We start from the raw sequence: 24,165 nt of genomic DNA, 5'->3' as shown, positions 1-24,165 counted from the left end.
GGGAAGCAGCACAAGTAAGACAAGAACCTAACTACAGTTTTATTGAACTGTAGCAGGTGCGATCGCCCGGACGCCAAACTGTCTCAAATTCTCACCCTTAACCTTAAATTTAACACTTTACCAATAACCCTGTACTTTAAACAGCGCTATACTTAAATGTTTGGCTGGGTCTCAGAAGGCACAGGCAAAGGATGAGTTAAGAAAGCGTATTCTTGAACGACCTTTGAGTTTAGGAGATGTTCCTGAATAATTCTCTCAATGACGGGTGGAGTAACGTCGCGATACCACACTCCGTCTGGATAGACTACCATAATCGGGCCAGACGCGCACACTCGCAGGCAATTGGCTTTCGTGCGAAAGACGCAGGTTGGTCGAGTGGCACTTGGCTTGTCCAACCCCAATTCTTGCAAGCGTTTTTTTAAGTAATTCCACGCCTCCAGACTGGTTTGCCGATCGCAGCACTTGGGCACGGTTTGGTCGGCACAGATAAAAATATGCCGCTCGATTCGATCGATTCCCAGGCTTTGGACGCAAGCGCTCAAGCCTTGGCTACAAGATTCCTCGTTATTTTCTGTCATTGTCTTCATCAATCAAAAGTAATTGGTTAGCGATCGAAAGTCTTCACCACAGCCCCCACTCCGCCCTCTCCTTGCCTCCAACTCATGCTCGGTTCGGGAACCCGTACTGACAACTAAGTTGCGATCGACCCTGACTAAAGCTAAATTAGCACTCAGGAGTCGAGAGTGCTAATATGTCAGTTGTAAGTAGTCCGCTGTTGCTTTCATCGTGACCCCTGACGACTGACTGACGACAATCTGTAATCTGGAGATTTATTTATGGCAGCAGTATCACTGAGTGTTTCTACCGTTAAACCGTTAGGCGAGCGCGTGTTCGTAAAAGTAAGCGCTAGCGAAGAAAAAACCGCCGGCGGCATCCTTCTGCCCGACACAGCGAAAGAAAAGCCCCAAGTAGGCGAAGTCGCGGCCGTGGGCCCTGGCAAGCGCAATGACGACGGCAGCCGCACTGAAATGGAAGTCAAAGTCGGCGACAAAGTTCTCTACTCGAAATACGCCGGCACCGACATCAAACTCGGCACAGACGAATACGTCTTGCTTGCAGAAAAAGACATTCTGGCGATCGTTAACTAATTAATCATTAGTCATCAGTCCTTAGTCATCAGTCATTAGTTTAAAGCGAACGCCGCCAAACAACTAATGACACGGGACAAATGACTAAAATCCATAATCCCCAATCCAAAATCTCAAACCCTCAAATCCCCAAAAACTATGGCTAAGCGTATCATCTACAACGAAAATGCACGTCGCGCCCTCGAACGCGGTATGGACATTTTGGCCGAAGCAGTGGCCGTAACCCTCGGCCCCAAAGGCCGTAACGTGGTTCTAGAAAAGAAATTCGGAGCTCCTCAGATTGTTAATGACGGTGTTACCATCGCCAAAGAAATCGAACTAGAAGACCACGTAGAAAATACAGGCGTTGCCCTGATCCGTCAAGCAGCTTCCAAAACCAACGACGCAGCAGGCGACGGTACCACAACTGCTACCGTTTTGGCTCACGCAATGGTCAAAGAAGGTCTGCGTAACGTAGCAGCCGGCGCAAATGCGATCGCCCTCAAGCGCGGTGTTGACAAAGCAACGACGTTTTTGGTAGAAAAAATTGCCGAACACGCCAAACAAGTAGAAGATTCCAAAGCCATCGCTCAAGTCGGCTCCATCTCTGCTGGTAACGACGATGAAGTCGGCCAAATGATTGCTAACGCAATGGACAAGGTGGGCAAGGAAGGCGTGATTTCCCTGGAAGAAGGGAAGTCTATGACCACCGAATTGGAAATCACCGAAGGGATGCGCTTCGACAAAGGCTACATTTCTCCCTACTTCGTCACCGACACTGAGCGGATGGAAGCGATTCTCGAAGAACCCTTCATCTTGCTGACAGACAAGAAAATTGCTCTGGTACAAGATTTAGTACCCGTGCTCGAACAAGTAGCTCGTTCCGGCCGCCCGCTGTTGATCATTGCAGAAGACATTGAGAAAGAAGCTCTAGCTACCCTCGTTGTCAACAAACTGCGCGGTGTGTTGAACGTGACTGCTGTTAAAGCACCCGGTTTTGGCGATCGACGCAAAGCCATGTTAGAAGATATCGCCGTATTGACCGGCGGTCAACTAATCACCGAAGATGCCGGTTTGAAACTGGAAAACACCAAGCTCGACATGATCGGCAAAGCTCGCCGCATCACCATCACCAAAGACAGCACCACAATTGTTGCTGAAGGTAACGAAGCCGCCGTTAAGTCCCGCTGCGAACAAATTCGCCGTCAAATGGACGAAACCGAATCTTCCTACGACAAAGAGAAGCTGCAAGAACGTTTGGCCAAATTGGCTGGCGGCGTCGCAGTCATCAAAGTCGGCGCGGCTACCGAAACAGAAATGAAGGATCGCAAACTGCGTTTGGAAGATGCGATCAACGCTACCAAAGCTGCTGTCGAAGAAGGAATTGTTCCTGGTGGCGGTACAACTTTGGCTCACCTGACTCCTCAATTAGAAGAGTGGGCTAACAGCAGCCTGAAGGGCGAAGAATTAACCGGTGCTTTGATTGTGGCACGGGCTCTGGCTGCTCCTCTGAAGCGGATTGCTGAAAATGCTGGTTTGAATGGCGCTGTGATTGCTGAGCGCGTCAAAGAAAAGCCGTTCAACGTCGGTTTCAACGCAGCGACGAATGAGTTTGTCGATATGTTTGAAGCTGGTATCGTTGACCCCGCGAAGGTGACTCGTTCTGCTCTGCAAAATGCAGCATCTATTGCTGGCATGGTGCTGACAACCGAGTGCATCGTCGTTGACAAGCCTGAACCGAAGGATGGCGCTGCTGCTGCTGGCGCTGGCGGCGGCATGGGCGGCGGCGACTTCGATTACTAAGTCGATCGTTTGATGGGGCGGGCTTTAGGGCCCGCCTTTTTCATAATGACCTGTCTACTGGTAATGACAGCTAAATTTTTTTAGGGCCTGACTGATATACTAAGAATTATTGAGTATCCGTAAAGCGATCGCATCGCAAGAGGTCAGGCAAATGTCAGCCACTATTACAATTAGCCCCAGCGAAATTCGGCAGATATTTGAGCCACGCACGTCCAGCGCCTCACGTTTTTGGGAACTGGCTCAAAAAGCAAACAATTTAGCTGTAATAATTGAGGCTCGTTGGGATCAGATTCCCCCTGAAACGCGAGAATTACTCAAAATTTTTGCCTATGCCGTAATAGAACCGCCTCAAGGAATTAAGGGAGTTTTTATTGAATTGTTAGGGCGTTTTTATTTGGCTTTTTCTTTATTTTCAATTGCAATTAAAGGTGAGCAAGACGCTTTTATAGCTTACGCTGGAGCATTTAAACGTCTTCTTAATGCAATTTTGAGTGGGATTGAACGGGAAGATATTGCTTATGAAAAAGCACTATCCGAAGCCCTGGAGGAAACTTTTGCAGGGTTGGAAACTAGCGAGGCGATGACGGCGGAGGAGGCCTGTGAACGGATCAGAGCAATTTCATATCAAGCTCTCGAATAACTTTGAGATAACTCAGCAAAAACTGATCCGCGATCGCTATCGTAAAAATCAGGCAGGATTAGTAAAATTTATCGAATTAATCCAAAAATTTACCAAATTTTTGAGTATTGATCCCCGTCCCCGTCCACCATTGGGACATTTAGAACCTTGGGCAAAAGGCAGTAGCCGTGATGGATGGGAACTGTGGAAGTTGGAGTTTAAAATGCCTCAGCTTCGCGGAGCCGCTGAACAGGGGCGACTTATATATTTGTTAGATATTAGAAAAAAAGAAGTTGTGTTGGTGTGGATTTACACACACGCAGAATTCGAGAAACGACCACCGGATAAGAATCTAAAACAGTTATTGATCGAAATTATGGATAATTATGAAGTTTCAGATGAAAGTAAAAATTTAGACGATAGTGGAGACGGTGAAACTGGAGAGGACAAAGTTGGAGAGAATAAATCAAATGACAGTTAAGGTGCATAATCAAAATGTGGCTTTTATTACCTCTGAATAACCAGGCACACCAATTATGAAACTTTACCACACCCCAATTTCCCCCAACTCCCGCCGCGTCTGGACCGCCCTCTTAGAAAAAAACCTCGACTTTGAAGTAGTAGAAATCCACTTGGACGGCGATCACTTGCAGCCTGAATTTGTGGCAATAAATCCTTTTCACCGCATCCCTGTTTTGGTCGATGATGACTTCACGGTCGTCGAGTCTCTAGCAATTCTTGACTATCTAGAAACGAAGTATCCCGAACCGGCAATGCTGCCAAAAGAACCGAAAGATTTGGCAGTTGTGAGGATGGTAGAATTGGTCACGGTTAACGAACTTCTACCGCAACTTTACCCCCTAGGCAGTGAAAAAATGGGACGGGGAACTCCCCAACCGCAGGAAATCGAAAAGGCTAAGGAAAAAGTCAATACTGTGCTGACATTCTTTGAAGGCTTGCTGGACGATCGCCCTTTTTTCGCTAGCAACAGTGTCACGTTTGCCGAGTGCGTTGCCGGCACCGTCGTGCCCTTGCTATCTTGGGTTGGTGTGTCCCTAGACGGCTATCCTAAAATTCACGCTTGGTGCGATCGACTAATGTCGCGTCCCTCATGGCAGCAAACTCAATTCACCGAGGCAGAGTTGGCGGCTTACGCATCTCGAAGACAAAAATTTCTGGCACAATCTGAAGCCTCATGAACCAATCAATTGTCAAGCGATCGCTCTTTTTCCTAGCTATTTTCGCCTGCATCCAAATTCCCATCGCAGCAATGGGGCAGGCCGCCGCCCGATCGAACTACGAAGCAATTAACACTAAACAGTTCCTTGCCGATCGCAAAATTACCGTCTCCAATCCCAAAGATATCGCAGCAAAACTCTTTAGCAGTGACCAAGAATCTGAAGGCAGAAAAAGCGACCAAATTTCGGTTGAATATCCCACGCGAGAAACAGCGGTAATTGTCCAAACCGTCGTCGGTTTAGCTGACGATTCTGTTGCTGCAATGCGACACCGCATCGAACTCAGAATCAGGCAAAATAAGTGGGAAATTGTCTGGATTGGCCGACAATCGAAGTGTCAACCAAATCGCGGACACCAAGATTGGGCAAGCGGCCGCTGTCAGTAGAAAGGTCGATCGGCTTTTTGCTTAAATTCATTCCTCCCGCGTGCGTTGCGAGGAACCAAGCTAGGACTTAACCCTACTCACGAAAAACAGAGTTACAGAAAGATTCGCTACCGCTGCTTCCCGATAGAAATAAGTTATTCATTCGTAAGCTGCAGAAGCAGTCTGGGCTCGGCGTTGTTTCCTGCCTGCGCCACAATCTTAAAACTATTTTTGGTGTCGATCGCTCTTTTAGTCAAAAAGAGCGATCGAACTCACAAGTTTACTTGCACATGATCAAATTTCCAGCCGAGATGAATCCGGCCACAGGGGCTGAAATCTCAACCCAATTGCGGTCTTCTCCATTCTTATCTCTCACTAACTGGAAATTCGGCACAAGCGTTACTTGACCGTTAGCCGCTACACCGCCTTTAACCACAGAAGTCTTGGAAGGCTCGGTGCGGATAGCTAGACCCCTCGGGGCTACGCGAGGTTCTACTTGCCGGCACAGACTTACGGGGCCCGTTGCTGGTGCTGGTGCTGGTGCTGGTGCCGGTGCCGGTGCTGGTGCTGGTGCCGGTGCCGGTGCTGGTGCTGGTGCCGGTGCTGGTGCTGGTGCCGGTGCTGGTGCTGGTGCCGGTGCCGGTGCCGGTGCTGGTGCTGGTGCTGGTGCTGGTGCTGGACTTGGACTTGGTGTCGGTGCCGGTGCTGGCGTCGCTGCAGGTGCCGGTGCAGGTGCCGGTGCAGGTGTCGCTGCCGGCCTTGGGGAAGGAGTTTGACTAATTGTGGTGCTGGCTGTCGTGCACGAACCTAAATTAGCCTCGTTGTTGGGGTATCCGCTAGCCACATACCCTGTGACGGGAGCGGTAATTTGAATCCAGAGGCGACCGTCGGAGGCTTTAACAGAAGTAGCGCCTTGGGACAGCATTACCTGAGTATTAAGTGGTACCCCGCCAACTCTAGGGGATTTGGGGTCTGGGTTCTGGCGAACGGTCAAACCTTGTTTGGGAGTGACTTGGCGACAAAGGTTGCCAGCCTGGGCTATTTGAAAGGTCGCGCTATCTTCAAAGGAAATATTTTCAGCATCTTGACTGACAGTGGATGTTGATGGGGCGGCAACACCGATGGCATTCGCCTGCAAACTTCCGGCTACGATCGCGATCGCGCCCAGCAATGCAGCGGGTTTATTCCAGCAATTCAAGTTTTTCATCCGTTCAAATCCTCACTTAACCACAATCATTATCTTAATTGCAGGTCAATATAGCAAAAAAATCCATTTATCTTCCACAAAAAATCTTTATATAACTTTTTTATGACCGCAAGTCAAGTTTTATTTATATTATTTAATGTTTGGTGAGTTGAGCGAAGACAAATAAAGCTGCTACGCCGATAAATGACTCATTATGGCAGAGCGGGGGAGGGAGAAGGCGAGAGTGTCCGAGTCGGGGAATGGAAGAGCAGCAAAGTCAACAGTCAACAGTTAACAGTTTAAATGCGGGACAGTTTGCTAGGAATCCAAGTCATGTGTTATCCGCCAATATCTTGTCAGGTGTTCGTTAAACCATTTAGCTGTCAGTTGTTGCAGTTGAGTAATATGGGGCTACATTTCAGGTGAATTCTTGGCAGATTCGAGAGCGAGATTGTGCTGTAGATCCTCCCAGATTCTCAGTGACAGGCGATTGGCGCGATCGACCCCATCGTCGTAGTGGGGTGTCGGAAGCCGGATACAGTTCTTCGATCGCTCACATAACTCAACTGTCGATCGTACCTTACTTAAACAGGGCTTAGGCACTCAAGGGCGTTAAATCAAGGGTTTGAGATTGCTTCACTACTTTATCTTCGGACAGAAAATCGTAGTACGTGCGTCCAGGACTATTAAAATTGTGGCAAACAGCGCAAATCGCTAGCATTGACCCGATGGCGGGCGTCAATTTGATAAAATCTTCCAAAACGGAAACTTATCGGCTTGGGGCACAGTTGTGTTTTTGTGGCTAAAGCCGCCCCGCCCTCAACGACAGTTGCTGTAGCTGAGGGCAAACGGTTTTGTTCCTGTGGAGACAACCAGCACAAAACCTCTGAACAAAAGCAGCCCGCTCAAATCAGAAACCAAATATTTGCGTCCATTCTGATTTAATTATATTCCTATAGCAACCGCACTCGATGTTTATGAAGTTTTCACTTGCTAAAACTCATGCGGTAGATTCCTTCGGAATGGGAGCATATTAATGATAGGAAAAATCTTTTTCTCGCATGGCGATCGCGATTAGCGCACGCACAATGAGAGTAAAAGCCCAACTAATCTCCTCCCTTCTTCTTTCTTGCCCAAATAACTAAAGCCTTCTCTCTTCGAGAGTTAAAGCTTTCTTCCTTCTGCTATATAATGACCAAAGCGTTAAATATTTTTGCAGTGACAATAACTACTAACAAAAAAGACGGCAAATCCTCTAACTATCCCTTTGACGGTCTATCTTTAGACGATCGCAATCCCGACTTCATTAACCTTCTATTGCCAATTTGGGAGTGGCTGTACAGCTACTATTTTCGCGTACAAAGCGACGGTTGGCACAACGTACCCGCGAGCGGAAAAATGCTTGTTGTCGGTTCTCACAACGGGGGACTCGCCGCTCCCGATATGTTTATGTTCCTCTACGAATGGTTCCGCAGGTACGGCACGGAACGCTTGGCCTACGGATTGATGCACCCCACGGTATGGAAGGTTTCCCCAGAGATTGCTAGCATGGGGGTTGAGTGTGGTGCCCTCCAGGCACATCCAAAAATGGCGATCGCAGCTTTACGCAAAAATGCAGCAGTTCTCGTCTATCCGGGCGGCGCCCAAGATGTTTTTCGCCCCCACCATTTGCGCGATCGAATCTACTTTGCGGGACGCAAGGGATTTATCAAATTAGCATTGCGAGAAGAAGCGCCAATTATACCAATAATATCGCACGGTGCCCACGATACTTTGATAGTTTTGGCAGATTTGTACGAACAAGTTAAGCAATTGCATGAATGGGGGATGCCGTGGTTGTTGGGCATCGATCCGGTGGTATTTCCGGTGTATTTGGGATTGCCTTGGGGATTGAGTATTGGGCCTTTGCCAAACCTGCCTTTACCCGTGCAAATTCGGACTCGCGTCTGCGAACCGATTGTATTTGAGAGGTATGGTTCGGAGGCGGCGCGCGATCGCGATTATGTTGATGCTTGTTTCGATCGAGTTACCACCCAAATGCAAGAACAATTAGATTGTTTGGCTGGCAAGTGACAATTGCACAAGTCTACATTATTCTATCCTGCATAAACCGATTTTTTTTACGAGAATATAGCGTGAAGCGCGAGGGCTATGGGTAAAAAAACTGGTTTCTTGAGTCCTGTGGGTAAGTCGTGAGTACAAACATTTTTTGAAATAAATCTAATGATGTATTTCAAAAACCGACAATTGGGGTACTAAATCGGATTTTACCCATCTTAATTACGTGAAATATCCGAAAACGGCAGTCGCAAAAGTCATCCGTTTTATCATCCAGGTTCAAGCGGACATAATATCAGCTTAAATAAATGCAGATGAATAGGACTTCATCTGCGTTTATCTTCCTTCCTCGGGGGGGTAAAAATATAATTTGCCAAAATAACCTGATTCTGTAAGCTAATCCGCATTTAAATTGCATAGTAAAATAATTTTTTTCTTGTGGATAGTAGGGGTTGGCCAGGAAAGCCCGCCCTCAACATACAAATTAAATCCACAACAGCTTATAAACTCTTTATATTAATTTTGCTTCTGCCTTCCAGTGACTAATTGCCCGATCGCCTTAAGCGCAATACTGGGAGAAAAAAGTACAGCAGGCGACTCAATCATGTGCAGAACTTCCAAAAATGCTTGACACACTTTAGCATCTCCGACCAGCACTTTTAACACCAGATCCATGTAATCAATTGTCAGCCGCGTAGCGAGGTTTAGTTTTGCACCTGTACTGCCGCGATAGCGGGAATCCTGACTGATTGCAAACGTCCAAGGAATAGTGTGTAATTTTGCTAGTTTTTGTTGAAATTGTCGCCCAAAGCCTGTTAAATCGCCTTCTGGATACCGCTCTCTTTGCTTTTGAAGGCATCGATCTAGCATCTGAGCATCCAGTGCAGCAACGGTCATTCCCTGGCCATAAACTGGGTTGAAAGCGCAAACTGCATGACCGATAACTGCCAAATTTTCAGGATAACGGGAGAGGCGATCGTAGTGTCGCAAACGATTTTCTGTACCTCGATAACTATAAATAGGTGTGATGGCTTCTGCGTCTTTAATCGCATGATAAATTGTCAGGGTTGGCAGACTGCGCGCAAATTCTAGAAAACCTGCTTCGTCTGTAGGGGGATAATCGCGATCGCCCCCGGCGACACTCACCAGCCAGCGATTGCCTTCGATCGGGAAAATTGCACCGCCACGGGTGCGAAATGGCGGTGCGGTTGACACAAATACTGGCGCAGTGTCTGACAATTTACCGCTGCATTTATAGATGCGGCTGGCATAGCCAACAAAAGCATTGATAACGGTTTCTTGCGGAGGTTCCCAGCCCAAACTTTTCAACCATTGAGGTGTTTTGGAAACTTTGCCACTAGCATCGACTACTAAATCTGCATACAAATTCTCTGCATGGATGTTACCAGGGTTGTGGCGATCGCGAAAACGCACAGATACCCCAGCAATCTTCGCGCGCGAGGCATTCGCCAGAAGTCCCGTTACTGTACCTCCTTGGAGGAAATGCACGTTCGTATTTTCAGCCAATCGGCGGCGAATTTGCCAATCAAGTAAATCCCGACTGAACAAAATTAAATCATTTAGATCCGGGCTAAATTGCGGGGCCCAACCCGCCGGACTAAACCACCCGATCGACCTTGGATCTAAACTAGGAGCACCAGCAGCTATCAGTTCGTTTTCCCAGCCGGGAAACAACTGTTCTAGGATGATTTTCCCCCGATTTAAAAGGATGTGAAGGTGACGGGATTGAGGAATACCGGGGCGAGGTGCGGGTTGTTCAGGAAAAAAATCTCGTTCAACAATACTTACTCGGTCGAAGTGTTTTGCTAATACTCTAGAGGCCAACAGTCCTGCTAAACTGCCACCAATAATAATTGCATGACTTTCTCGCTGCACTATAGAATCCCTTGAAAGCTAATTTGCTATGGCATTGGTAGATCAATTGTGAACAATTTGTCTGGGCTTCTGTGCCGACTCTTAATATCGATCGACCAAAGATTTTCCTCTGCCATTATTTTAATACGACTTACCATTACTACCATCTATCTCGGATGCGCCACAGCGCACCTTACTCATACCTGAGAACTAACAACTTCACAACTGCCAATTTACATAGCACAAATATTCCTAAAGTGACAGCCGGCCGCAGACATATTTCTACACTTCCAACTGTAGGGGGATGCTTTAGCTCGTCAATAAGGCGATGCTTGCCATTGGGGGCATGAGTCTAAAACTATACATTGGTTAACTTGCGCCAATGAGCGCGCGCACCCACTCTTAACGAGGAATATACTATGTATCAAAATTTGCCAATAAATCCACAACTGTATAACATCGGATTCTGGCTGGCCCAAGTGCCAGTAGATCAGACTACTACAAACACAGCAGAAGACGCAGCACTCCTTTATTCTGGGCCACAATTTTTTATCGCCTTGATAGCTGGAGTCGTACTCGCCTGCGCTTTCCAACTCCTGCTAACAAATTTATCAGTAGCTGCGGGCCTTTCGTACATGGGACAATCCCACGACGACGGCCACCACTCGGATAGCGGGAGCTCCCCAGTCCGCCACATCGGCCGAAAGGTAGGTACTTGGACGCTAGTCACCGTCACCATTGCCCTATTCTTTGCTTGCTTGCTAGCAGTTAAGCTCAGCTTGATTAGCAGTCCCGGTTTAGGTGCGATCGTCGGTTTAGTAGTGTGGGCCGCCTATTTCTCAATGCTTGTTTGGGTGAGTTCCACCACCGTCGGTTCTTTGATCGGTTCCGTTGTCAACACCGCCACATCAGGCTTTCAAGCCATTGTCGGCACCGCAGCCTCGGCCATCGGCGCCAAAGCAGCCAGCAACCAAGTAGTCGCCACAGCCAAAGCAGCAGCAGCAGCAGTGGGCCATGAATTGGGTAGCGCGATCGACCCCACAAGCTTGCGCGAAAACGTCGAAGACTACATCCAAAGCCTCAAACCGCCAGAATTAGACATCAAAGGGATGCGTAGCGAGTTTGAAAAATTGCTTAACGATCCGCAACTAAAAACCATTGCAGCCGAAAATTTGCCGAATCTCGATCGCCAAACTCTCGTAGATTTAGTAAGTTCGCGATCGGACTTATCAAAACGCGACGTTAACCGGATTGTAGACCAACTTCAAGATGCTTGGAAACAAGTAGGAAAACAAGGGCAGCCATCAGACGGCATCGCCCAATTAGTAGACTATCTCAAATCTGCCAAATCGGGAGATTTGGTCTCAGATAAATTGGCAAGTAGGGTAGAAAAAGCTCTCAGCAATCTGAGCGGTCAAAACTCTGGACAAAGCCCGACCATGATGTCCCAAGCAACGACAATGGCAGTCAATGCTTTAATGGGAATAGTATTGGGTCGCACGGATATTTCTGACTTGGATCTTGAAAAAGTAGTCGGTCAGCTCAAAGAAGCTAAAGACAAAGTTACTCAGCAAACTGATAAAATTACCGCTCAAGTCAAAGGCGAACCCGTAACTTACAGCCCAATTCGTGCCGACGTAGAAAACTACCTACTCAACACTTATTCGTGGCAGATGAACCCCCAAGCCATCGAGCGCGAATTTCGGGACGTTCTCTACGATCCTACAGCCGATCCGGGAACTGTGCGCCGGGAATTAGAAAAACTAAAACAGTCTTATTTTGCCGAAATCCTGGCTAGTAGAGGCGTTTTTACCCAAGACAAAATTAAAGAAATTTCCCAGGAATTAGAAGCAATTAGACAGCGCGTTTTACAAACCGTGATCTTTGCCGAGGAGCAAGAAAAATCTCGCGATTTGCAGTGGCGGGTGGAAACTTATTTGAAGCTGACGCCGAAAGAGGAACTGACAGCAGCAGGTATCGGGAGCGATTTCAAAAAAATCTTAGAAGATTCCGACGCTACTTACGAACAGTTGCGCGATCGGCTTTCTCCTTACACCCGCGACAGTTTTGTGCAAATTCTCCGAGGTCGCGAAAACTTCGGATTCCAGGAAGTAGAACAGATTGTTCAAGAGTTGGAAAGGACGCGAGATGTAGTTTTAGCAGATTCTAAAGGTCTGCAAGAAGCAGCGCAAGTCCGACTAGATAACCAGTGGCAAAGAGTACAAGAATACTTGAAGTCTACGGGCAAAGAAGAACTCAATCCCGAAGGCATCAAGCGCGATTTGAAAACGCTGCTGGACAACCCGGAAGCGGGAATGTGGGCGCTCAGAGCTAGAGCTTCTAAGTTCGATCGCGAAACTTTGGTAAAATTGCTATCTCAGCGGAAAGACCTCAGCGAAGACCAAGTAAATCAGCTTCTCGACAGCGCCGAAGAAACTTGGCACAGCGCGCTCCATGCGCCGCAAAAGTTGGCCGAAAAAGCTAAGGATCAGTACGACCAAACCACAACCGCCCTTGCAGATTACCTCCGCAATACTGGCAAATCAGAACTCAATCCTGAAGGGATTCAGCGGGATTTGACAAAACTGCTGCAAAATCCCAAAGAAGGAGCTTTAGCACTGCGTGGCCGTCTGTCTCAAGTCGATCGCGATACTTTGGTAAAACTGCTTTCTCAGAGACAAGATTTGAGTGAGGAACAAGTCAATCAAATTATCGACCAAGTGCAGGAAACTCTTGGATCGATTGTGAAAGCGCCGCGCCGTTTGGCAAAACGGGTGCAAAGCCAAGTGCACGATTTTCAAAGTGTTTTAGAAGATTATTTGCGTAATACGGGCAAGGATGAATTAAATCCAGAAGCCATCAAGCGCGACTTGCAACTGCTGCTGCATGACCCGAAAGTCGGCGCTTACAGTTTGGGCGAGCGCTTGTCGCACATCGATCGAGCTACAGTTGTTTCTCTGCTGTCTCAGCGGCCGGATATTTCTGAAGCAGAAGCCAATCGCATTGTCGATGGAATTTTGTCGGTGCGCGATGAGTTCGCACTGCAAATTCAGAAAATACAGGAGGGTATTCAGTCCGTAATTGACGGGATTCTCGGAAAAATTCGGGATTACCTCAATTCGCTCGATCGCCCTGAACTCAACTACGAAGGCATTACGCGGGACGTGCGGAAGCTATTTGACGATCCGCAAGCCGGATTTGACGCTTTGCGCGATCGGCTGGGTCATTTCAATCGCGATACATTAGTAGCACTAATGAGTTCTCGCGAGGACATTTCCGAAGCAGATGCCAACCGCTTGATCGACCAAATTGAAAGAAGCCGCAACACCGTATTGCAAAGAGCAGAACGCTTGCAGCAAGAGGCGCAGCTTCGCCTCGAAAGCATCAAACTGCAAGCCGAAAAACAAGCCGAAGAAACCCGGAAAGCAGCAGAAGTTGCCTCTTGGTGGCTGTTTTTCACGGCTCTTTCCTCGGCCGCTGCTGCTGCTGGCGCCGGTGCTTTAGCCGTCATCCGATAAAAAAGACTTTAGTTGCGATCGGATTGCCGATAGTGCCTGATATGAGTTTCTACTGATATCAGGCACTAATGTTAGTAAAGAATTTGATCGGGGAGTGGGGATGGGTTTTTATTAATTTGTTGGTACTGTTGAATAATGTTAGTGGTAAACCCGTTCCTACCAGTTTGTTGAGGATTGTGGAAACTGTGAATTTATAAATCTTAATTAGCAGTTTTGATTAATTCAAAATAGAAAATTAAAAAACTGATTTTTTTGATTGTTGTATATTTTATTTTCGGATGTAAATGAAAAGTCGCCGGATATTCCTTGCCTCTGCTATCACAATTGTTGAACGCCGTTCAAGCTTCTAGGCTGGATAGGCTTTTAAGCTTATTGCACTACTCCTGCAAGGATTGCTATAAAACGACAAAAATCAAAACAGCTATTGAAATGAGATCCTTTTGGCAGGGAAAACTCGACCTACCAGTCCGCTCTCTCCTCAATATTTTTTAGGTACAATAATAGTGAGGGTTCTCAACCCAGCACGCCTGTTATACCAACCCCCCGCCGCCCTGGCTGCGTCAGTATCAAACGCGAACTGTTTTGAGTTCGATCGGCGGTTTATTTTGAAGAGGCCGATCGTCAGGTTATAACTTGTAGGTAATAGGTTGTTCATAATAGGGAACTAAAGCTGTGAAAATACTACACTGACTGTGGGGGGCAACATACCGGATACCTTGGAACTACCAAGGGCTTTGCCAAGTCAGCCCAGAAAAGTCCAAATACGCAGGCCCTGCGATCGCCAATGCTAAACAACCTACGTCTCAAACCTCTCCTGGCTAGTTGCCTAGTAGCACCGTGAGGAGGGCGACGCCATGCAACTCCGAAAAAAAACACTATTAATCATCGGTGCAGCGCTGATCAGCCTGATTGTGGTTCTCTATGCCACTGCATCAACTATTTTGCTGCATGATTTTCACAACCTGGAGGCACAGTACGTCCGCCAGGATGTCGCACGGGCTTTGGACGCATTAGATGATGACTTGTCGAATTTAGACACCAGCGCCCAAGATTACGCCGAGTGGGACGATACTTACTCTTTCGTCGAAACACGGAACGAAAATTTTGTCAAGTCAAATTTCGTCGATTCGACATTTATTTACTTGAGACTAAACTTCTTGGTACTGCTGGACTCTAACGGTAAGACGATCTTCAGCAAAGGTTTCGACCTTAAATCCCAAACCGAAATCCCGATTCCCGAAAGCTTAAAACAGCACTTGACCGAGGCGCTACTAGACTCATCGACAGTCGATGGCGATCGTCCCGCCGCCAAAACAGGCGTTCTCACCCTGCCAGAAGCCAGGCTGCTGATTGCCGCCAAGCCCATCTTCAACAGCAACGCCCAAGGCCCGTCGCGGGGGACGCTGATCTTGGGACGCTACCTCGACAGCAGCGAAATAGGTTTGCTTTCAGAACTGACTCACCTGTCAGTGGATTTTAGATTGCCCAGCTTAGATTTTAAAGTGGGAGCCGCGAACTACTTCGGGCACAGCGCCAAGGCGATGGCTCGATCGAGGCAGGAGTTGGAAAATGTCAAACTCAAAATTTCCAACCTCAAATCAGTAGAAATTTTAGTCGAGCCACTCAGCGACACCTTAGTCGCAGGATACGCCCTGATTCGCGACATCCACGGCAACCTAGCGCTGCTGCTGCGAGTAGAGACAGATCGCATCATTTACGGCCAAGGTCAGGCCACCTTGGAGCTGTTTACCTTATCAATACTGGCAGTAGGTTTAATATTTAGCGCCATCACCCTGCTGTTGCTAGAAAAATTAGTCTTGGCGAGATTGGCTTCCTTGAGCACCAGCGTCAGCAACATCGCAGCCAACGGCGATCCAAGCTTGAGAGTTCCTATGGCCGGAGAAGATGAACTCGCAAGCTTGGCCGACGCCATCAACCGAATGCTAGAAGCATTGGGCAATTCTCAAGTCGAACGTAATGAAAGCGAAGACCGCTATCGGTTGATGGCCGAAAACTCAACCGACATGATCACCAGACACGACCCCACAGGCGTGTTTGTTTACGTCTCGCCCGCCAGCAGGGCTTTGCTGGGATACGAACCTTCGGAACTCATCGGCCGCGTCCCCAAGGATTATTTTCACCCCGACGATTTAGAAACCATTGCCAAAGCTCACTGGAAAGTCCTGGCGCTCCCAGTTACTTACACCGTCAGCTACCGCATCCGCCGCAAAGACGGCAAATACATTTGGTTTGAAACCACCGGCCGCACGATCAGTGATCCCCAAACCGGCGAAGTCCAAGAAATTATCGGGATTTCCCGCGACATCAGCGTGCGGAAGCAAACAGAACAAGAACTGCGAGAAAGCGAAGCTGCAATCAAAGCTTTGTACCAAGTGACTTCGGCTCCCCGTACAGACCCGCTCAACCACCTCTCTACCTTTGATTTGCGCCTCCAAGAACTGCTGGGAATGGGATGTCGGCATTTAGGCCTGTCGGTGGGAATTTTGTCCTGCATTCAAGGCGACAACTATCAAATAATGGCTGTTGAGTGTCCCGACGGGTCGATCGTCAAAGACCAAATCTATGATCTGGAAAAAACTTTCTGCGTCGCTACGGCAATGGCAAAAGAACCGATTTACTTTGAGTCGGTGCGATTTTCGGGTTTTTCCTTCAACACGCACGATCGAGCCTTCCCAATCGAAGCTTACATGGGCATTCCCGTCACTGTAGCAGGTGAAGTTTACGGCACTCTGTGCTTCTTTTCTCCGACTCCTGTGACAGAACCGTTCCGAGCTGTAGACAGAGAGTTGATGAAACTGATGGCTCAGTGGGTGGGAAGCGAACTCGAACGCCAGCAAACCGACGTAGATTTGGCAAAAGCTCGCGATCAAGCACTGGCGGCTACTAGAGCCAAAAGCGAATTTTTAGCCACCATGAGCCACGAAATTCGTACTCCGATGAATGGAGTCATCGGCATGACCGGTTTGCTGCTGGATACCCCCTTAACTCGCGAACAGCGCGATTTTGTAGAAACTATCCGTAGCAGCGGCGATGCCTTGCTGACGCTGATCAACGATATTCTAGATTTCTCGAAAATTGAGTCGGGCAAATTGGACTTGGAGGAACATCCGTTTGACATCCGCACTTGCATTGAGGAATCTCTAGACTTGGTAGCTGCCAAGGCGGCAGAAAAAAAACTGGAAGTGGGTTACTTGATCGATCGTACAGTACCGGCAACGGCGATCGGCGATAGCACCCGCTTGAGGCAAATTTTAATCAACTTGCTCAGTAATGCGGTTAAATTTACCGACGCTGGAGAAGTGGTGGTTTCGGTGACTGCCAAAAAGATTTCAGTGCCGGCGGCTAAGGCTAAAGAACCGCCATTAATTGCTGGCGAACCGGTAGCAATTAACCCAGCATACGAAATACATTTTGCGGTCAAAGATACCGGTATTGGCATTCCGAGCGATCGCATGGATCGGCTATTTAAATCTTTCAGTCAGGTTGATTCTTCAACGAGCCGACAGTACGGCGGTACCGGATTGGGTTTGGCAATTAGCAAGCGTTTGGCCGAAATGATGGGCGGCCGGATGTGGGTGGAAAGTATGGGTAGTGTCGCGGGCAATCCTCCGGCCCATTTTAGATCATCGGCAGTTTTTGATTTGGGATGGGCAGAATCTTGCGAAATTGCCGAAAAATATGGCTATGGCAAATCTGTACTCAGCAACAAGCCGATCGGCCAAAATACGAAATCCGTTGGCTCTACTTTTTATTTTAGTACGATCGTTTCTGGCTGCAAGAATTCCTTACCACTTAACTTGAGCAATTCTCAACCTGAATTAGCTGGGAAGCGAGTCTTAATTGTCGATGACAATGCTACCAACCGCAGAATTTTGACTCTCCAAGCTCAGTCTTGGGGAATGGTGGCTAGGGCTTCAGCTTCGGCTAGTTTGGCTTTAGATTGGCTGGCTGCTAAAGAGGTGTTTGACTTGGCAGTTTTGGATATGCAAATGCCGGAAATGGACGGGTTAGCTTTAGCGGCGCAAATTCGCCGGTATCCTGATTGCGAAAGGTTGCCGTTAGTGATGCTAACTTCGATCGGCAGGCAAGAAATTCACCCCCCTGCTATGGAGATGGATTTTGCTGCTTTTTTGAATAAACCCATCAAACAATCTCAGCTTTACAATGTTTTAATCAATATTTTTGGAGAACAGACAACTGAATTTAAAGGGCAGCGCACTAGCGGGGCTTTCTTGCAAAGCATACCCGTGCTGGCAGAGAACTTACCCCTGCGGATTCTGTTGGCTGACGATCATTTGGTGAATCAGAAGGTGGCTTTGCAAATTTTGCAGCGGATGGGGTATCGCGCGGATGTGGCGGGAAACGGTATCGAAGTGCTCGAAGCTTTGCGCCGCCAGCCTTATGATGTGGTGCTGATGGATGTGCAAATGCCGGAAATGGACGGACTGGAAACTACCCGCCACATCCGCGAGCAATTTTCAGCAGATTTAACTTTAGAAAATCCCACGGGAGAATCAGAAGTTTCCGTAACAAATGAGCAATCTCATAATCGAGACGCGACCAAAAATCCCACGGGAGGATCAGAAGTTTCCGCAACAGATGAGCAATCTCATAATGGAAAATCCAGAATCCAAAATCCAAAATTGACTGGCGAGGAATCTAACAATCGAAAATCGAAAATCCAAAATCTAAAACCACCTAGGCCTTGGATTGTGGCGATGACGGCAAATGCGATGCAGGGCGATCGCGAAGAGTGTATGGCTGCGGGGATGGACGACTATTTGAGCAAGCCGATCGCCATTGACCAGTTGGTGCGAGCTTTGACCGGGTGTAAATCTCGATCGAACTCCGCATTCGATCGTCTGCAGCCGATTGTTTCTTTGGATGCCCAGGCGGAACAGATCGAAGGAACGAGTGAATTACAAGTGCGATCGAATGTGGCTGTTGCGGGAAATCCACAACTGACAATTACCAATTCGCAGGCAGTCGTCGATTGGGGTGCATCAAATCTCGATCGGGCTTTGTCACAGAGTCACGATTCCCTGAGTGCCAAGATTATAGAGGGACTGCGAGAAGTGGAAGCTTTGGACGAGGCGATCGAGATTTACCTCGAAACAGCTCCCGAACTGCTGCGAGGCATCTCTATGGCTCTGTCCAACGCCGATCCGCTGGCTTTGCGGCGATCGGCTCACTCTTTAAAGTCGATTAGCGGTACTCTCGGTGCTTTTCGCTTGTTTGAGCTGTGCGAGGAACTCGAAATCATGGGCCGCATCGGAACAAATGCTAACCAGCCTTTACCTGATCCGGCCTGCGCGCTTTTAGAAGAGGTTGAGGCGGAGTATCAAAGAGTCGAAACGGCGTTAAAAATAGAGCAGTCTGTGGATTGTTAACGGTTAGATCCTGTCCGATTGATTTCTCATAAATTCAAGTCCGCTTCGGGTAAGGCTGTCCATCTGAAACAACAGTAGACAATCAAAAGTTATCTCACCCACCCCAAGGAGGGGACTGTTAACTATTAACTTACTTTTTAGTTACCAAAACCCAATCGTCGGCTGTTTTGACAACCTCAGCATTCTGCAAACCTAAATGTTTTAAAACTGGTTTTTCTAACAGAAAATAAGGTTGAGGGAGAGTTTGCCATTTCTGTTTGAGCGTCGGCGCGTCGGCGACAATAACTTGGCGTTGACTATAAAAATTCAGCGATGGACGGCCCAAGCGGTGAGAAGTAAACACTGGTTGACCCGCCGGAGTTCCTGTGCGGACAATTTCGGCGATCGGCTTAACAGGATAATCCTCCGCCAGTTCCCAAACCCAGTTATCTGAAGCCACCAATACCAACAGCGTCAGGTAAGTTCCCCAAATTAAAACTAATATAAACTGCCGGTCTTTGCGGTGCAGCAACACGGCCGCCATTGTCATTGTCAAAGCTACAAACATCAGCATTAACTGCAAATCTCGCTCTGGAGGCGCAATTTGTCCCCCGATCCTTACCCAGCCACTGAAGTACACGCAACCGACGACAGCAACTACACCCAGCATTGCCAAAATCGCGGGATGAGGCAACAAACAAATAGCATCAAAACGTTCTTCTGCTTCCTCTTTGACCGGCTCTGGCGGCAGCCACAGTTGCTCCCAAACTTCAGCAAGATAACTGCCAACGGCAAGAGCAAAAGCTGGATAAATTGGCAAAACATACCACGGCAATTTAGTAGTCATCACAGAAATAGCCAGCAGATATACTCCAGTCCAAACCAATACTAATTTTGGCCCGGCAAAACTGCGATTTTCCCAACTCAGACGCAGCCCTTGTAGCCAAAATAACTGCCACGGCAAAGCTAATTTGAAAATTTCTAAAAGATAATACCAAGGCGGGCCTCTGTGACTGCTCACAGGTTCCGAAATGCGCCGGAAAGATTCGTTAACTAAATTAGTGTTGATGAAATATTGGCCGTAGTGCAGCCATTGGGCAAAATACCAAGCAGCTACTGGCAATGTTCCCATCGCCAATCCGCCCCAAAGATACCCAGAAGTGAGGAGTCGCGGGGTATCCCAAACCAAAAAAATACAGCCCATCCCAGCCAGCAGCAGCCCCAACATGACGCCCTTAGTCAGGCAAATGAGTCCGAACCCAATCCCCGCGCCCAAAGCGTAGCGCAAATCCCGGCGCGATCGTAGCAAACACCACATCGCCCCCAGCAAAAAACACAAAACTGCTCCATCCAACATCGCCAAACGTCCATGCCGCACCACCGGTAACAGCGTCAGATAAACGAGGGCAGAAAAAATGGCGATCGAACGCGGAGGAAACAACTCCCTGCCAATGGCGTAAAGCAAGGGCACTGAAGTGGCTGTCAGCATCGCCGGTACCAACCTTGCCGTCAATTCGCTGACACCGCCGACGGCAAAACACAGCCCGATTAGCCAGTGTACCAGCGGCGGTTTGTTCAAATAAGGCGTTGAGTCGATCGTCGGATACAGCCAATTTAAGTTGCCCCGCCAAATTTCGCGACTTACCTGCGCTGCAATGCCTTCATCCCAATCCCGCAAAGCCACGCCGTTCAGATTCAGCCCGAAAATCAGCACTGCAGCCAACAGAAAAGCCAGCATCCACACTTTGTCTGTAAAGCTGTCATTCCAGCGATTTTTCGGTTTGCGGCCCAGGAATGGAAAGATTTCTGACATAAGTTAAGAGAGTTTTGAGCGTGCCAAACTGAAGGTAAACTTAGACAGCAGTTATTTGCGACTAGGAAAATACCATGAACTTGCCTGTAATTATAGATATTATCATTGGCTTAATCTTTATCTACCTGACTTTAAGCTTGCTAGCTTCGGAAATTCAGGAACTGATTGCTACTGTTTGGCAGTGGCGGGCAGAACATTTAAAGAAGTCGATCGAAGTGCTGATTTCTGGAGGCAGCGAAGGCGCGAAAGATCCTCTGCAATTTAAGAGAGTCGGACAGTTGGCTCATTCGATTTACGCTAATCCGATTATCAAAGATTTGAATCAGGGAGCGAAGGGGCTGTTATCAGAGGGATTCCGCTCTGTTACGCACCGCCTGGGGGATTTGTACCACGGAGTTACGGGTACTAAAAATGTTTTCGGCAATAAATCCAGTGGCCCTTCTTATATTCCAGCCGAGTGTTTTTCGGCTAGCCTTTTGGAGACTTTAAAGGTTTCTAGTTTGCTCAGCTCTATCTCTAAAACCCGATTGGAAAAATTTAAAAAATTACAATTAGTACAAATTCAACAGATTGGAGAAAATCTGAGTTTGCCGGATGCTACCAAACCGATTCTTGAGCAAGAATTTAGGTGGCTGACTGCGGAGTTCAATCGAGTTGTTGAAGATTATCAAAACAATTTATCAAGTTTGAACAACAGCTTAGATCGGATGTCGGAAAAGCTAGGATTTTATATTAAGGATTCTCAGGTTTATCTACCAGAAACCGAGCTAGCAGGAAGAGAATTTCAGAGGCAGATGGCATTTGTCAAGGCTCGTTTTAACAGCAAAATTGAGCGGGTAGCGCTGCTGGGGCAACTGCAACCGAGTTTCAGCAATCTGTTAAATACTGTTAAAAAAAGTCAAGATACGGTAGCAGAAATTATGGAGATAAAAGAGGAGAGTCCCATTTATCAACAAATTCAAGAAACCTTGGACAGTATGCCAGAATCTTTGAAACGCAGCCTTTATATTTTAGCGCAGCGCGCTGAAAAAGGCGGCGGAGATACTCAAGAGCAGTTGCAGCGTTTTCAGAAAGAAATTGAAATTTGGTTTGACCAATCGATGGAGCGCGCTTCTGGCGTTTACAAGCGGAATGCTAGAGGGGTGGCAATTTTGCTCGGAACTACGATCGCTGTCGCTGCTAATGCTGATACCATTAATATGATTAATCTCTTGTCGAAGGATTCTATTTTGCGATCGACTGTTAATTTGTACGCTCAGCAGTTGGTGACAAACAATGCTAAGACTAAATCAAATAATTTAACCAGTCTGACAAAAGTTCAACAGAATGTCGATCGAGCTTTGGATCAGGTAGCTCTGCCTTTAGGATGGAGCGAACCGAACAGGTTAGAACGAGATAAACAGGGGAATTTATTGTGGCCGGCTTTCATGGAAAAATTGTTTGGTTGGATATTGAGCGGCGTAGCTATTTCTATGGGAGCTGATTTTTGGTTTGAGGCACTCAAAAAGATGATTAATATTCGCAATGCAGGGAAAAAACCGCCATCTTCCACAGAATCTTGAGCGGTGCAGTTGTCAAGCCAATCTACTAAGTGTCATACCCTTTTAGATTATAGATTTTACATGGGGGAATGACTGAAGACTATCGAGGTTTGAAGCATCGGCTTACAGTTGGATTCTTTTTTGAAAGTGGGATCACGGATAGGATACCGGATCGATTGGTAATTGCGCGTTTGGCGGAAGTAAGGGAAAACACGCAGAATATAAATTCCGTGCGATCGCGGATGGCAGTGCTGCGGAAATAGGGCAAACTGATAGATAGGTGAAATAAGAATGAGCGAAATAAACAAGGTCGCTGGCAGTTTCAGAAGCTCTGACTCCAAGGCTGTATCTACCACTAAACGGCCTTTTAGAGGACAGAATATGTTCACTTCTTTAAGGGAAACGACTCCCCCCTTGGAATACGCAAATCCCCCATCCCAAAGCTTTGTAGTCAAGGACTCCAGCATCAATGAAGGTGGATATTTTGTTTCCAGAATTTTGGCGGGGGAATGTGACTGCATCGAGAAAATTACCTCGGCACTTCAAAAATATGCCTCTATCCTTAGAGAGATTGACAAAACTAGCACAACTTCTGAGGGCAGCTCGAACCAACTGCAATTAGGCTTTGTTATCCTCAGTTCAGATTACCTCGAACCCTACAAAAGTCAATTGCCAAAATCCCATAGTTCCCTGAGTAAAAACAGCGGACTTGGTTCGTGTTATGCCGGTCAATATAGTGATACACTCAGCAACGGCGGTGGGCGCGATCGACTGTTTGCTGCTAATTAAGGAGAGTGATTTAATGGAGGGTGTGGAACGTACCGAGGGCGACTGGACTCGAATACAATTGTAATTAGGGAGGCAGCCGCGATCGAAATCAACGATTTAATCTGACTCAATTTGCAATCATATCAATTCGCGCTGAATAATTTGAATCATGTTTGTAGTGAGGTGGGCAGTCCTCACAGTGTCGGTAGCATCCCATAAACCAATTGATTTCCCGCGATGGGTTCCACTTAATATTAGACCGTTTTGACTGTTAGTAAATGCGACCAAACGTCCTGGTAATCAGTATTTGGGTGTACCGCCAACCTAGCAGCTTCAAAGCATATAGAATTTTTTAAAATCTACATAATTCAGTTTTCCCTTGGATGAAATACAGCTAGGGAAACTCTAGTGCCTTGTGCCTATAGATAAATTCTCACACTCCAATAAGAACTACTAAATATAAGAGGAGTTATTCGGAGGTGAATTACCTCCCCTATTTCCGCATCCCTCAATGCAGGCTACTATTAGCAAAATAAGGTCAAAAAAAATTGGATAATAGAACCTAGATTTCTTTCAATATTCCCGATTAATATTGCGATCTATTTCCATAGATAGAGGCTCCAATTTACACTTTAGTCAAGAGGCAAAAGGCCAATGCCGAGCAAAATAAATCAATAAAAAAATTTTTAAAATGACACCATTTCCAAATTGGGTGTTAAGATATAATCAATTAAGCCTGATGAGATAACTCCGGGGTGTATCTACTAATAATGCCCTTAATGGAGTATCCAATATGAGTTCTACATTCGCTCAAGTTAACTCAAAATCTGCTTGGGAAAAAATGCCACCGCGCTGCTTAGTCTT

Annotated in this window: 18 protein-coding genes; 13 read left to right on the top strand and 5 right to left on the bottom strand. The window is 47.2% G+C overall.

The genetic code is table 11. From position 1 onward, the window contains the following. Positions 1-152: 152 nt before the first annotated feature. Positions 153-578, bottom strand: coding sequence for a ferredoxin (locus QUA77_RS23770; protein ID WP_333038440.1), 426 nt, complete (start codon positions 576-578; stop codon positions 153-155). 258 nt (positions 579-836) lie between these two features. Between QUA77_RS23770 and groES the strand changes: the two genes are divergently transcribed. The 6 genes from groES (at position 837) to QUA77_RS23740 (ending at position 5,173) form a co-directional block, all read left to right on the top strand. After that, positions 837-1,148, top strand: coding sequence for a co-chaperone GroES (groES, locus tag QUA77_RS23765; RefSeq protein WP_006633072.1), 312 nt, complete (start codon positions 837-839; stop codon positions 1,146-1,148). Positions 1,149-1,286: 138 nt separating this feature from the next. Next, positions 1,287-2,930, top strand: a complete 1,644-nt coding sequence (groL, locus tag QUA77_RS23760; RefSeq protein WP_015174510.1) for a chaperonin GroEL — start codon at positions 1,287-1,289, stop codon at positions 2,928-2,930. 151 nt (positions 2,931-3,081) lie between these two features. Then, positions 3,082-3,570, top strand: coding sequence for a hypothetical protein (locus tag QUA77_RS23755; protein ID WP_333452904.1), 489 nt, complete (start codon positions 3,082-3,084; stop codon positions 3,568-3,570). Beyond that, complete coding sequence (locus QUA77_RS23750) at positions 3,530-4,030, top strand: hypothetical protein (protein ID WP_333452902.1); 501 nt, start codon at positions 3,530-3,532, stop codon at positions 4,028-4,030. Before QUA77_RS23755 ends, QUA77_RS23750 begins: the two co-directional genes overlap by 41 nt. 55 nt (positions 4,031-4,085) lie before the next feature. After that, positions 4,086-4,748: a glutathione S-transferase family protein gene (locus QUA77_RS23745; RefSeq protein ID WP_333452900.1), complete on the top strand. Its 663-nt coding sequence runs from the start codon at positions 4,086-4,088 to the stop codon at positions 4,746-4,748. Then, the gene (locus tag QUA77_RS23740; protein WP_333452898.1) at positions 4,745-5,173 is read left to right on the top strand and encodes a hypothetical protein; all 429 of its coding nucleotides are present in this window, start codon (positions 4,745-4,747) and stop codon (positions 5,171-5,173) included. Before QUA77_RS23745 ends, QUA77_RS23740 begins: the two co-directional genes overlap by 4 nt. 259 nt (positions 5,174-5,432) lie before the next feature. Here the strand turns inward: QUA77_RS23740 and QUA77_RS23735 are convergent, their stop codons facing one another. Then, the gene (locus tag QUA77_RS23735; protein ID WP_333452896.1) at positions 5,433-6,359 is read right to left on the bottom strand and encodes an SH3 domain-containing protein; all 927 of its coding nucleotides are present in this window, start codon (positions 6,357-6,359) and stop codon (positions 5,433-5,435) included. Between the two features lie 401 nt (positions 6,360-6,760). Between QUA77_RS23735 and QUA77_RS23730 the strand changes: the two genes are divergently transcribed. Further along, a complete protein-coding gene (locus QUA77_RS23730; protein WP_333038456.1) occupies positions 6,761-6,937 on the top strand; it encodes a hypothetical protein in 177 nt (58 codons plus the stop codon). 87 nt (positions 6,938-7,024) lie between these two features. Here the strand turns inward: QUA77_RS23730 and QUA77_RS23725 are convergent, their stop codons facing one another. After that, on the bottom strand, positions 7,025-7,210 hold the full coding sequence (locus tag QUA77_RS23725; RefSeq protein ID WP_333452894.1) for a hypothetical protein: 186 nt from the start codon (positions 7,208-7,210) through the stop codon (positions 7,025-7,027). Positions 7,211-7,529: 319 nt separating this feature from the next. Here QUA77_RS23725 and QUA77_RS23720 point away from each other — a divergent pair, with 319 nt between their 5' ends. After that, positions 7,530-8,411 (top strand): lysophospholipid acyltransferase family protein, encoded by an 882-nt coding sequence (locus tag QUA77_RS23720; protein WP_333452892.1) that lies wholly within the window; start codon positions 7,530-7,532, stop codon positions 8,409-8,411. Positions 8,412-8,912: 501 nt separating this feature from the next. Here QUA77_RS23720 and QUA77_RS23715 read toward each other — a convergent pair. Next, entirely contained in the window at positions 8,913-10,292 is a 1,380-nt protein-coding gene (locus QUA77_RS23715; RefSeq protein ID WP_333452891.1) for a 2-polyprenyl-6-methoxyphenol hydroxylase-like oxidoreductase, read from the bottom strand. A gap of 398 nt (positions 10,293-10,690) precedes the next feature. Here QUA77_RS23715 and QUA77_RS23710 point away from each other — a divergent pair, with 398 nt between their 5' ends. Together QUA77_RS23710 and QUA77_RS23705 are read left to right on the top strand one after the other, a co-directional pair. Further along, positions 10,691-13,789, top strand: coding sequence for an MFS transporter (locus tag QUA77_RS23710; protein WP_333452889.1), 3,099 nt, complete (start codon positions 10,691-10,693; stop codon positions 13,787-13,789). An 854-nt stretch (positions 13,790-14,643) separates the two neighbouring features. Then, a complete protein-coding gene (locus QUA77_RS23705) occupies positions 14,644-19,200 on the top strand; it encodes a response regulator (protein WP_333452887.1) in 4,557 nt (1,518 codons plus the stop codon). 130 nt (positions 19,201-19,330) lie between these two features. Here the strand turns inward: QUA77_RS23705 and QUA77_RS23700 are convergent, their stop codons facing one another. Then, on the bottom strand, positions 19,331-20,992 hold the full coding sequence (locus QUA77_RS23700; protein ID WP_333452885.1) for a glycosyltransferase family 39 protein: 1,662 nt from the start codon (positions 20,990-20,992) through the stop codon (positions 19,331-19,333). 74 nt (positions 20,993-21,066) lie between these two features. On the opposite strand from QUA77_RS23700, the gene QUA77_RS23695 reads away from it, so the two are divergent. The 3 genes from QUA77_RS23695 to QUA77_RS23685 all read left to right on the top strand — a co-directional run bounded on the left by QUA77_RS23695 (position 21,067) and on the right by QUA77_RS23685 (position 23,322). Next, a complete protein-coding gene (locus QUA77_RS23695) occupies positions 21,067-22,554 on the top strand; it encodes a hypothetical protein (protein ID WP_333452883.1) in 1,488 nt (495 codons plus the stop codon). A gap of 68 nt (positions 22,555-22,622) precedes the next feature. Beyond that, positions 22,623-22,796 carry a hypothetical protein gene (locus QUA77_RS23690; RefSeq protein WP_333452881.1) on the top strand — a complete coding sequence of 58 codons (174 nt, stop codon included), beginning with the start codon at positions 22,623-22,625 and terminating at the stop codon, positions 22,794-22,796. A 118-nt stretch (positions 22,797-22,914) separates the two neighbouring features. Next, positions 22,915-23,322 carry a hypothetical protein gene (locus QUA77_RS23685; RefSeq protein WP_333452879.1) on the top strand — a complete coding sequence of 136 codons (408 nt, stop codon included), beginning with the start codon at positions 22,915-22,917 and terminating at the stop codon, positions 23,320-23,322. The last annotated feature ends 843 nt before the right edge of the window (positions 23,323-24,165 follow it).

Source organism: Microcoleus sp. K5-D4, assembly GCF_036704575.1.
GTDB lineage: Bacteria > Cyanobacteriota > Cyanobacteriia > Cyanobacteriales > Microcoleaceae > Microcoleus.
This window is presented reverse-complemented; position numbering and strand designations above follow the sequence as displayed.

Coding starts and splice junctions, on each gene's coding strand:
- QUA77_RS23770 (WP_333038440.1), bottom strand. CDS start 578: ATGACAGAAAATAACGAGGAATCTTGTAGCCAAGGCTTGAGCGCTTGC.
- QUA77_RS23685 (WP_333452879.1), top strand. CDS start 22,915: ATGTTCACTTCTTTAAGGGAAACGACTCCCCCCTTGGAATACGCAAAT.
- QUA77_RS23755 (WP_333452904.1), top strand. CDS start 3,082: ATGTCAGCCACTATTACAATTAGCCCCAGCGAAATTCGGCAGATATTT.
- groL (WP_015174510.1), top strand. CDS start 1,287: ATGGCTAAGCGTATCATCTACAACGAAAATGCACGTCGCGCCCTCGAA.
- QUA77_RS23690 (WP_333452881.1), top strand. CDS start 22,623: ATGACTGAAGACTATCGAGGTTTGAAGCATCGGCTTACAGTTGGATTC.
- groES (WP_006633072.1), top strand. CDS start 837: ATGGCAGCAGTATCACTGAGTGTTTCTACCGTTAAACCGTTAGGCGAG.
- QUA77_RS23735 (WP_333452896.1), bottom strand. CDS start 6,359: ATGAAAAACTTGAATTGCTGGAATAAACCCGCTGCATTGCTGGGCGCG.
- QUA77_RS23720 (WP_333452892.1), top strand. CDS start 7,530: ATGACCAAAGCGTTAAATATTTTTGCAGTGACAATAACTACTAACAAA.
- QUA77_RS23740 (WP_333452898.1), top strand. CDS start 4,745: ATGAACCAATCAATTGTCAAGCGATCGCTCTTTTTCCTAGCTATTTTC.
- QUA77_RS23700 (WP_333452885.1), bottom strand. CDS start 20,992: ATGTCAGAAATCTTTCCATTCCTGGGCCGCAAACCGAAAAATCGCTGG.
- QUA77_RS23705 (WP_333452887.1), top strand. CDS start 14,644: ATGCAACTCCGAAAAAAAACACTATTAATCATCGGTGCAGCGCTGATC.
- QUA77_RS23710 (WP_333452889.1), top strand. CDS start 10,691: ATGTATCAAAATTTGCCAATAAATCCACAACTGTATAACATCGGATTC.
- QUA77_RS23695 (WP_333452883.1), top strand. CDS start 21,067: ATGAACTTGCCTGTAATTATAGATATTATCATTGGCTTAATCTTTATC.
- QUA77_RS23745 (WP_333452900.1), top strand. CDS start 4,086: ATGAAACTTTACCACACCCCAATTTCCCCCAACTCCCGCCGCGTCTGG.